Here is an 8,844-nt window from a genome sequence, read left to right as displayed (position 1 = left end):
GCTTCGGCTCCGGCTGCCCCAGCTGCTGCCGCTCCGGCCAGTTCGGCTTCCACTTCGACTAGCTACGCCACCGGTACGCCTTCCCCGGCCGCCGGCAAGATTCTCGGTGAGAAAGGCATTGCTGCTGCCGACGTGCAGGGCTCCGGCCGCGACGGGCGCATCACCAAGGAAGATGCCCAAAACGCCCAGGCCAAGCCCGCCGCGCCGGCTCCGGCCGCTGCACCCGCTGCTGCCCCGGCCGCGGCCCCACAAGCTGCGCCAGCCGTAGCCGGTGGTAACCGCAACGTGCGCCGGGAGCGGATGAGCAACCTGCGCAAGACAGTAGCCCGCCGCTTGGTGAGTGTGAAAAATGAGACGGCCATGCTCACCACCTTCAACGAGGTGAACATGCAGCCCATCATGGACCTGCGCACCAAGTTCAAAGACAAGTTCAAGGAGAAAAACGGCGTGAACCTGGGCTTTATGTCCTTCTTCACCAAGGCCGTGTGCGTGGCCCTGCAGGAATGGCCCTCGGTGAATGCCCAGATTGACGGCACCGACATCGTGTTCAACGACTTCTGCGACATCAGCATCGCCGTATCGGCCCCGAAAGGCTTGGTAGTGCCCGTGATTCGCAATGCCGAGCAACTCAGCTTCGACGGCATCGAGAAGGAAGTGGTGCGCCTGGCCACGCTGGCCCGCGACAACAAGCTGACCATCGAGCAGATGACGGGCGGCACGTTTACCATCACCAACGGCGGCATCTTCGGCTCGATGATGAGCACCCCGATTATCAACGCCCCGCAGTCGGCCATTCTGGGCATGCACAACATCGTGCAGCGCCCGATTGCCGAAAACGGGCAGGTGGTTATCCGACCGATGATGTACCTGGCGCTCAGCTACGACCACCGCATTATCGACGGCCGCGAGTCGGTGTCGTTCCTGGTCCGGGTGAAGGAGCTGCTCGAAGATCCGACGCGCCTGCTGCTGGGCGTGTAACGGAGCCAGTAGATTACATTTGAAAAAGGGCAGCCAGTGTATCTGAGCTGCCCTTTTTGCTTGTATGCCCCAACCGAAGAACTTCACCCAGAACGTCATTCCATAGCCATCATTTTCCGTAATCAACCATGCAGAATTCCACCGCCCGCATTGCCATCCTCGGCAGCGGCAATATTGGCGTCTCATTAGCAAAGGGCCTTGTAAAAGCCGGATTCTACGCTCCCGCCGATATCATCCTGACCCGCCGCAACAGTGCCGCCCTGGCCCCGCTGGCGGAGGCCGGCTACGGCACCAGCGCCGACAACCTGGCCGCTGTGCGCGAGGCCGATATCGTGGTGCTGGCCGTGTTGCCCCAGCAACTCAACAAGGTGCTCGATGGCATTCGGGAGGGCCTCGACGCCGACCGGCAGTTGCTGATTTCGGTGATATCCGGGGTAAGCTGCCAGGATATTCGCACCCAGACCAGCGCCGACGTGCGGGTGGTGCGGGCCATGCCCAACACGGCCATCGGCATCGGGCAGTCGATGACCTGCATTGCCAGCGACCAGGATCGGGAGGAGGACCTGACGCTGGTGGAAAAGCTGTTCGATACGGTGGGCACCACGGTGCGCATCAATGAGGAGCTGATGACCTCGGCCACGGCCCTGTGCGCCTGCGGGGTGGCGTTTTTCCTGCGGGCCATCCGGGCCGCGTCCCAGGGTGGCACCGAAATCGGCTTTCACGCCCCCGACGCACTCCGCATGGCTGCCCAGACCGCCAAGGGCGCTGCCGACCTGCTGCTCCAGCTGGCCTCCCACCCCGAACAGGAAATTGACAAGGTGACCTCACCCAAGGGCTGCACCATTGCCGGCCTCAACGAAATGGAGCACCACGGCTTCAGCTCAGCCCTGATTAAAGGCATCAAGCTCTCGGCCGATAAGGCGGGGCGGCTGTACAAGGACGAGTAAGCCCCGAAAAACGAAAAGCCCGGTGCCGGTCCGGCACTGGGCTTTTGCAGGGGGTAAATGGCAGGTTAGTCGACGGGCAGCTCCCGGGTGCGAGCGGCCTGCAGGCGGGTAGCTAGCTGCCGGGCCAGGTTTTTGGCCTCTTCGGCTTTGGTGCCCGAAAAGCACTCTTCCACCGTGGAGGAAAACAGATTCACCCATTTCTCGATGTGGGGGCCGTTGGTTGGAATGGCCAGTTGGGCGGGTACCGGCTCGCCTTCCTCAGCCGGCTTGCCCAGCAGCGTGGTGCTCCAGTAACGGTACTGCGAGGTCAGGTAGTGGGGCCAGTGGATGCGGGCCGCCGCTCCGTAGCGCGGACCAAGCAGCGTGTCGTTGGTCGCCTTGTGGCAGAGCGTATCGACCAGCGTCTTGATGTCGCCTTCCGTTTGAATGTCAGCTAAAGTCAGGTTTGCTTTCATAAGAGAGGGAATAAGTGCGGCTGAAGTGGGGCTTACCAATACGTAGCGAATTTACGCAGGTTACGTCCTATTCGCTAATATAGCCAAACTTCTAGGTTTGGCAATAAGTTCACATAATTTACCTGAATCATACTATGATAAGTCGCGTTTGCCGCAGTTCGCTCTACAGAATGTTCAGCGAGGAGCGGTGGCTGAGGCGGTGCTCAAAGAGTGTAGCAATGCTCAGCGCCCGGGCCTTGGCGTCGGTGGCGGTGGGGCCGCTGAAGTGCGCATCAACCGTCTGATTGAACAGCTGCAGCCAGCGCTGAAAGTGCGCTGCGCCAATGGGCAGGGGAATATGCTTGGGAAAAGGCCGGCCCTTGTAGCGGCTGGTGCCGAACAGCACGCTGCTCCAGAAGTCGTACATGGCCGGCAGGTGGCTGGCCCAGTTCACGTGCGCGAAGCCGTTGAATACGGGCCCGAGCAGCTCATCCTGGTCGACGCGGTTGTAAAATGAGTCGACCAGGCAGCGGATGTCTTCTTCAGTGGTCAGGTCGGGGAGCATGGCGTAAAAAAAGAAAAGGGTTCTATACCAGACGCTTGGCGGGGACAGGCTGTTCCCCAGTGGATACCGGCACCGGCTTTTTAGCCCCGCCCAGCACCACCAGCACCACGGCTACCACAATCAGGGCGGCGCCGCCCAGCATGGGGCCACTGAGCTGCTCCCCGGCCAGAGCCCAGCCCAGCACCACGGCCACGACCGGGTTAACGAACGAGTTGGTGCCCGCCAAAGCCGGCTCCACAGCTTGCAGCAGCCAGATGTAGGCCGAAAACGCCACGATGGAGCCCAGCGTGACCAGGTAGATGTAGGCCAGCCACGACTGGGTGGTGACGGCCGCCAGCTCGAAGCCCTGGGTTTCGCCGCGCAGCAACCCCACGACCAGCATCAGCAAGCCCCCGCACATCATCTGCATGCCCCCGGCCACGAAGGGCGAGGAGGCCGGCTGGTGCTTTTTGGCGTACAGGGAGCCCACGGCCCAGAGCAGAGCGGCCGTCATGACCAGCCCGATGCCCAAGTTTTCGTGGCCGGGCAGGGCCACGTGGCTTACGCCGGGCGTGCGGGCCACCAGGTACACGCCGGCCATGCCGATGAGCAGACCAATGGCTACGGGCAGCGTGGGCCGGCCCGACAGGCCGCTGAGCCAGCCCAGCAAAGCCAGAAACAGCGGTACCACGGCCACCAGCAGCGCCGTCAGGCCCGAGGAAATGTACTGCTCGCCCAACGTCACGCCCCCGTTGCCGAAGGTGAGCAGGCAGATGCCGATGAGCAGGGCGTGGGCCCAGCCCCGGCGGGTGGGGGCCGGCTCCCCGCGCCAGCGCATAAACCCGTAGAGCAGGGCCCCGGCCAGAAAATAGCGGGAGCCCGCCATCAGCAGCGGCGGCATGCTGTCGATGGCAAAGCGGATGCCCAGGTAGGTGGAGCCCCAGATCAGGTAAACAATGGCAAAAGCCCCGATGATGGCCGCACGGCTGGGGGAAGTAGGAGAAGACATGGCAATAAAACGAATGGAGCCGCAAAACTACGCCAATCCGCACGGGCGGCGACCCGAATCTTGCGCGGGTAAGCGCCGGAGCCGCGTCCGGCGGCAGCCCTCTACGCAACCGTGCCGCCGCACCGGAGTCTGTAGCTAACTTTACCGCCTCCACTTCCCGACTCCCATGCGTCTTCGTACTCCCTTGCTGGCCGCCTTGGCCGTGCTGTGTCTGCCCCTGCTGAGCAGTGCCCAGCTGATGCAGCCCAAAAGCCAATTCACCCGTGCCGACTCGCTGCGGGGCAGCCTCTCGCCCCTGCGCACCTGCTACGACATCAAGTACTACCACCTCGACGTCAAGCTCGACATCGACCAGCGGGCGTTGAGCGGCTCCAACCTGTTCCGCTTCACTGCCACCCAGGACTTCAACCGCCTCCAGTTCGACCTGTTTGCCAACCTGTCGGTGGACAAAGTGGTGTACAAAGGTCAGAGTGTGCCGTTTACCCGCGAGGCCAACGCCGTGTTCGTCACGTTTCCGCAGACCATCAAGGCGGGCAGCACCGACGAGTTCACGGTCTTCTACTCTGGCAAGCCTACGGTGGCGGAGCGGGCGCCCTGGGACGGCGGGCTGGTCTTTACCAAAGATTCCAACGGCAAGCCCTGGGTGGCCACGGCCTGCCAGGGCGTAGGCGCTAGCATCTGGTGGCCTACCAAAGACCACCAGGCCGACGAGGTCGACTCCATGCTCATCAGCGTGACGGTGCCCAAGGGGCTGAAGGACGTCTTGAACGGGCGCCTGCGCAAGGTCACCCAGCTCAAGGGCGGCCTGACCCGCTTCGACTGGGCCGTGCGCAACCCCATCAACAACTACGATGTGGCCATGAACGTGGGCGACTACACCCACTTCGCCGACTCCTACGCCGGGGAGAAGGGCAAGCTCACGCTCGACTACTGGGTGCTGACCGAAAACCTAGCCAAGGCCAAAACCCAGTTCGGGGCCAACGTGAAGCCCATGCTCAAGTCGATTGAGTACTGGTTTGGGCCCTACCCGTTCTACGAGGACGGCTACAAGCTCGTCGATGCGCCCCACCTGGGCATGGAGCACCAGAGCGCCGTGGCCTACGGCAACAAGTACCTTAACGGCTACCTCGGCCACGACCGGTCGGCCACGGGCTGGGGGCTGAAGTGGGACTTTATCATCATCCACGAAAGCGGGCACGAGTGGTTTGGCAACAACATCACCAGCAAGGACATTGCCGACATGTGGATTCACGAGGGCTTCACCTGCTACTCCGAGGCGCTGTTTACGGAAAGCCAGTTTGGCAAGCAGGCCGGCCAGGAGTACCTGCACGGGCAGCGGCGCAACATCCAGAACGACCAGCCCATCATCGGGCCCTACGGCGTGAACAAGGAGGGCTCCGGCGACATGTACGACAAGGGCAGCAACGTGCTCAACATGGTGCGCACCATCATCAACGACGACGCGAAGTGGCGGCAGATTCTGCGCGGCCTGGGCCAGACGTTCTACCACCAGACCGTGACCACCGAGCAGATTGTGGGCTACATCAACCAGCAGAGCGGCCTGAACCTGACCCCCGTATTCGACCAGTACCTGCGCTACCGCAGTCTGCCCACGCTGGAGCTGCGCCAGGAAAAGGGGCAGCTGCTGGGCCGCTGGGTGGCCAATGCCGACAACTTCAACGTGCCCATCCGGATGCGGGTGCGGGGCTCGGAGTATAAGCTCGTGCCCCTGACGACCAAGTTTCAGCCCATCGAGCTGCCCGGCGCGACGAAGGATAACATCGACATCGACACCTTCAACTACTATATTGGCGTACTGGTAGACTAAAGCCTGCGGCTTTGCCACGTCCCGCTTGCCAACCCCCCAATCACCCCGCATGAGCATTACCATTAGCAGCCTCCAGGAGCTGGAGCAGTACGAAGGCCAGGAACTCGGCGTTTCGGCTTACCACACCATCACCCAGGACCAGATTACCCGCTTCGCCGCCGCCACCCTCGACCACCAGTGGATTCACCTCGACGCCGAGCGGGCCAAAACCGAGTCGCCCTTCGGCGGCACCATTGCCCACGGCTACCTTACGGTCTCGTTGCTGCCCTACCTCTGGACTCAGATTGTGCAGATCCAGAACCTGAAAATGCAGGTCAACTACGAAATCGAGAGCCTGCGCTTCAACCAGGCCGTGCTCGTCGACAGCGCCGTGCGCCTGCGGGCCAAGCTGCTGTCGGTGAAGGACCTGCGCGGTATTGCCAAGGCCCGCATTGAGGTCACGCTCGAAGTCCAGGACGCCAAGAAGCCCGCCTACACCGGCGTTATCACCTTTCTCTACCACTTCGTGTAGGTTCTGCTTACAGGCACAAGTGTCAAAAGGGCAACGGCGCAAGTCGTTGCCCTTTTGGTTGCTGCTGACCCGTTGCGTACCGCAGGTGCGGCTGTCGGCTATCCTGGGGGTACCGATAGGAATAGCAGCGGTAGGCCAGCCCACCGGCGGCTTCCAACTTCCCCGGCAGAAATCTGTTTTTCCCCAAGGGTTCCGGGCATTCGTTCTTACCTTCGCCCCGCTGATTTCCACCGAATTCAACCTCCTATGACTCAATACGACGTTACCGTCATTGGCTCCGGCCCCGGCGGCTATGTGGCGGCCATCCGCTGCGCCCAGCTGGGCCTCAAAACCGCCCTCATCGAGAAATACGACACGCTCGGCGGCACCTGCCTCAACGTGGGCTGCATTCCCTCCAAGGCCCTGCTCGACTCCACCGAGCACTACCACAACGCCCACACGACCTTCAAGGAGCACGGCATCGAGCTGAGCGACCTGCAGATCAACATGAACCAGCTCATCGACCGCAAAAACGGCGTCGTGAAGGCCAATACCGATGGGATTCAGTTCCTGATGAAGAAAAACAAGATCGACGTGCTGCACGGCGTCGGCTCGTTCGTCGATAAGAACCATATCAGCATCGCGCCCACTGCCGGCGGCGAAGCCCAGCAGATTGAAACCAAAAACGTCATCATCGCCACCGGCTCCAAGCCCACGGTGCTGCCGTTTATTCAGCAGGACAAGCAGCGCATCATCACCTCCACCGAGGCCCTGAACATCCGGGAGGTGCCCAAGCACATGATTGTCATCGGCGGCGGCGTTATCGGGCTGGAAATGGCTTCCGTGTACGCCCGCCTCGGCGCCAAAGTGAGCGTGGTGGAGTTCATGGACTCGCTGATCCCGACCATGGACCGCGGCCTGGGCAAGGAGCTCAAGCGCATCCTGGGTAAAATTGGCATCGAGTTCTTCCTCTCGCACAAGGTCACCGGCGCCACCCGCGAAGGGGACTCCGTGACCGTTACCGCTACCAACCCGAAGGGCGAGGAAGTGAAGTTCGAGGGCGACTACTGCCTGGTGGCCGTGGGCCGGGTGCCCTACACCGCCGGCCTCAACCTGGAAGCCGCCGGCGTGCAGATGGAAGAGCGCGGCCGCATCAAGGTGGACGAGCACCTGCAAACCTCGGTGCCCGGCATCTACGCCATCGGCGACGTAATCCGGGGCGCCATGCTGGCCCACAAGGCCGAGGAAGAGGGCGTGTTCGTGGCCGAGACCATCGTGGGCCAGAAGCCCCACATCAACTACCTGCTGATTCCGGGCGTGGTGTACACCTGGCCCGAAGTGGCCGGCGTCGGCTACACCGAGGAGCAGCTCAAGGAAGCCGGCCGGGCCTACAAAACCGGCTCCTTCCCCTTCCGCGCCTCGGGCCGCGCCCGCGCCAGCATGGACCTCGACGGCTTCGTGAAAGTGCTGGCCGACAAGGAAACCGACGAAATCCTGGGCGTCCACATGATTGGCCCCCGCATTGCCGACCTCATCGCCGAAGCGGTGACGGCCATGGAGTTCCGCGCCTCCGCCGAGGACGTCGCCCGCATGAGCCACGCCCACCCCACTTATGCCGAAGCCATGAAGGAAGCGTGTCTGGCGGCTACGGAGAATCGGGCGATTCACATGTAGTACTGGGCCGAAAGGCAGTAATGTAAAAAGCGGCTGGAGCTCGGGGAGCTTCAGCCGCTTTTAGTTTAGGGGTCAAGTTGAATTATGCCAGCAGCCAGAACCGCCAGCCATTCCAGTAACGGGTATACTGCTGTGCAAACGGCTCAAAATGGCTTGCGGTGGGTAGGTTGGCTCGGTGGGCATAGTCGTTATAAGCCCTCTGGCCATCAAATAAGCGACTGCGCTTGGACGCTAGGTCATAGACGAAAAAAGTGCTGTCGGAGCCTAAAGCAGCGCATAGCACATCATTTCGCAATTGGTAGGCTATTATTTCTGGGTTGTCCTCCCGCCCGGCAATATTCTTAATAGGCTCAAAATAGGTCATGGTGCCGTTCATTTCTTCCATTGCCTCACCATAACCCAGCGGAATGCGGGAGTAGTCTCCCAAGCCATGGTTGCCCCAATAGGTGAACGAAAAGATGAATAAGGCCACCGATATCAGAAATCCACTGGTCCACCAGAAACGCTTGGTATTGCGGCTGGCCTGCACTAGCAAATGACTAGGAAGCAAGTAGCCAAGCAACTGCACGAGTACTAATAGCAGCAAGGCGTATATCGAAGCCTGAATAGAAACCTTGCAAAAGGTGAAAACCAAGTGAACTAATGCTTCCATCGCGACAAAGCTAGGCATAAGTATGAGCCATTTCCATTTGGCGTGCCTGACACGCACCACTCCCACAAAAAAGCCGCCCGCTGCGTCAGCAACGGGCGGCTTTTCATTGCCGGCTTACTAGCTTTCTACGCCGGCAGCGTGGCGCGGTGCTGGGCGATGCCGGCTTTGATGCCGGTGAGCACCTCGACCTGCTTGGCAATCTGCTCCACGTCCACGTCGGCCAGGAAGTGGGTGACGCTGGTGGTTTGCTTGCCGCGCTTGAGCAGCTTCGTGCGCTGGGCCTGGGCC

Annotated in this window: 9 protein-coding genes; 5 read left to right on the top strand and 4 right to left on the bottom strand. The window is 61.5% G+C overall.

All coding sequences use genetic code 11. From position 1 onward, the window contains the following. Both odhB and proC read left to right on the top strand, forming a co-directional pair. Positions 1 to 978: 2-oxoglutarate dehydrogenase complex dihydrolipoyllysine-residue succinyltransferase (odhB, locus tag EWM57_RS19930; protein ID WP_129923064.1), on the top strand; the 978-nt coding region annotated here is incomplete at its 5' end. Positions 979 to 1,106: 128 nt separating this feature from the next. Continuing rightward, positions 1,107 to 1,925 (top strand): pyrroline-5-carboxylate reductase, encoded by an 819-nt coding sequence (proC, locus tag EWM57_RS19925; protein ID WP_129923063.1) that lies wholly within the window; start codon positions 1,107 to 1,109, stop codon positions 1,923 to 1,925. A 65-nt stretch (positions 1,926 to 1,990) separates the two neighbouring features. Here the strand turns inward: proC and EWM57_RS19920 are convergent, their stop codons facing one another. From EWM57_RS19920 to EWM57_RS19910, 3 genes are all read right to left on the bottom strand, one after another. Further along, a complete protein-coding gene (locus tag EWM57_RS19920; RefSeq protein WP_129923062.1) occupies positions 1,991 to 2,380 on the bottom strand; it encodes a group III truncated hemoglobin in 390 nt (129 codons plus the stop codon). Positions 2,381 to 2,543: 163 nt separating this feature from the next. Next, the gene (locus tag EWM57_RS19915) at positions 2,544 to 2,924 is read right to left on the bottom strand and encodes a group III truncated hemoglobin (protein WP_129923061.1); all 381 of its coding nucleotides are present in this window, start codon (positions 2,922 to 2,924) and stop codon (positions 2,544 to 2,546) included. A 22-nt stretch (positions 2,925 to 2,946) separates the two neighbouring features. Next, positions 2,947 to 3,912, bottom strand: a complete 966-nt coding sequence (locus EWM57_RS19910; protein WP_129923060.1) for an EamA family transporter — start codon at positions 3,910 to 3,912, stop codon at positions 2,947 to 2,949. A gap of 166 nt (positions 3,913 to 4,078) precedes the next feature. Between EWM57_RS19910 and EWM57_RS19905 the strand changes: the two genes are divergently transcribed. The 3 genes from EWM57_RS19905 (at position 4,079) to lpdA (ending at position 7,904) form a co-directional block, all read left to right on the top strand. After that, a complete protein-coding gene (locus tag EWM57_RS19905; protein ID WP_129923059.1) occupies positions 4,079 to 5,740 on the top strand; it encodes a M1 family metallopeptidase in 1,662 nt (553 codons plus the stop codon). Between the two features lie 49 nt (positions 5,741 to 5,789). Beyond that, positions 5,790 to 6,251 carry a MaoC family dehydratase gene (locus tag EWM57_RS19900; RefSeq protein ID WP_129923058.1) on the top strand — a complete coding sequence of 154 codons (462 nt, stop codon included), beginning with the start codon at positions 5,790 to 5,792 and terminating at the stop codon, positions 6,249 to 6,251. A 246-nt stretch (positions 6,252 to 6,497) separates the two neighbouring features. Beyond that, complete coding sequence (gene lpdA / locus EWM57_RS19895; RefSeq protein WP_129923057.1) at positions 6,498 to 7,904, top strand: dihydrolipoyl dehydrogenase; 1,407 nt, start codon at positions 6,498 to 6,500, stop codon at positions 7,902 to 7,904. 82 nt (positions 7,905 to 7,986) lie between these two features. Here the strand turns inward: lpdA and EWM57_RS19890 are convergent, their stop codons facing one another. Continuing rightward, positions 7,987 to 8,574, bottom strand: a complete 588-nt coding sequence (locus EWM57_RS19890) for a hypothetical protein (protein WP_129923056.1) — start codon at positions 8,572 to 8,574, stop codon at positions 7,987 to 7,989. Between the last annotated feature and the right edge of the window lie 270 nt (positions 8,575 to 8,844).

The organism is Hymenobacter persicinus (assembly GCF_004167665.1).
Lineage (GTDB): Bacteria > Bacteroidota > Bacteroidia > Cytophagales > Hymenobacteraceae > Hymenobacter > Hymenobacter persicinus.
This window is presented reverse-complemented; position numbering and strand designations above follow the sequence as displayed.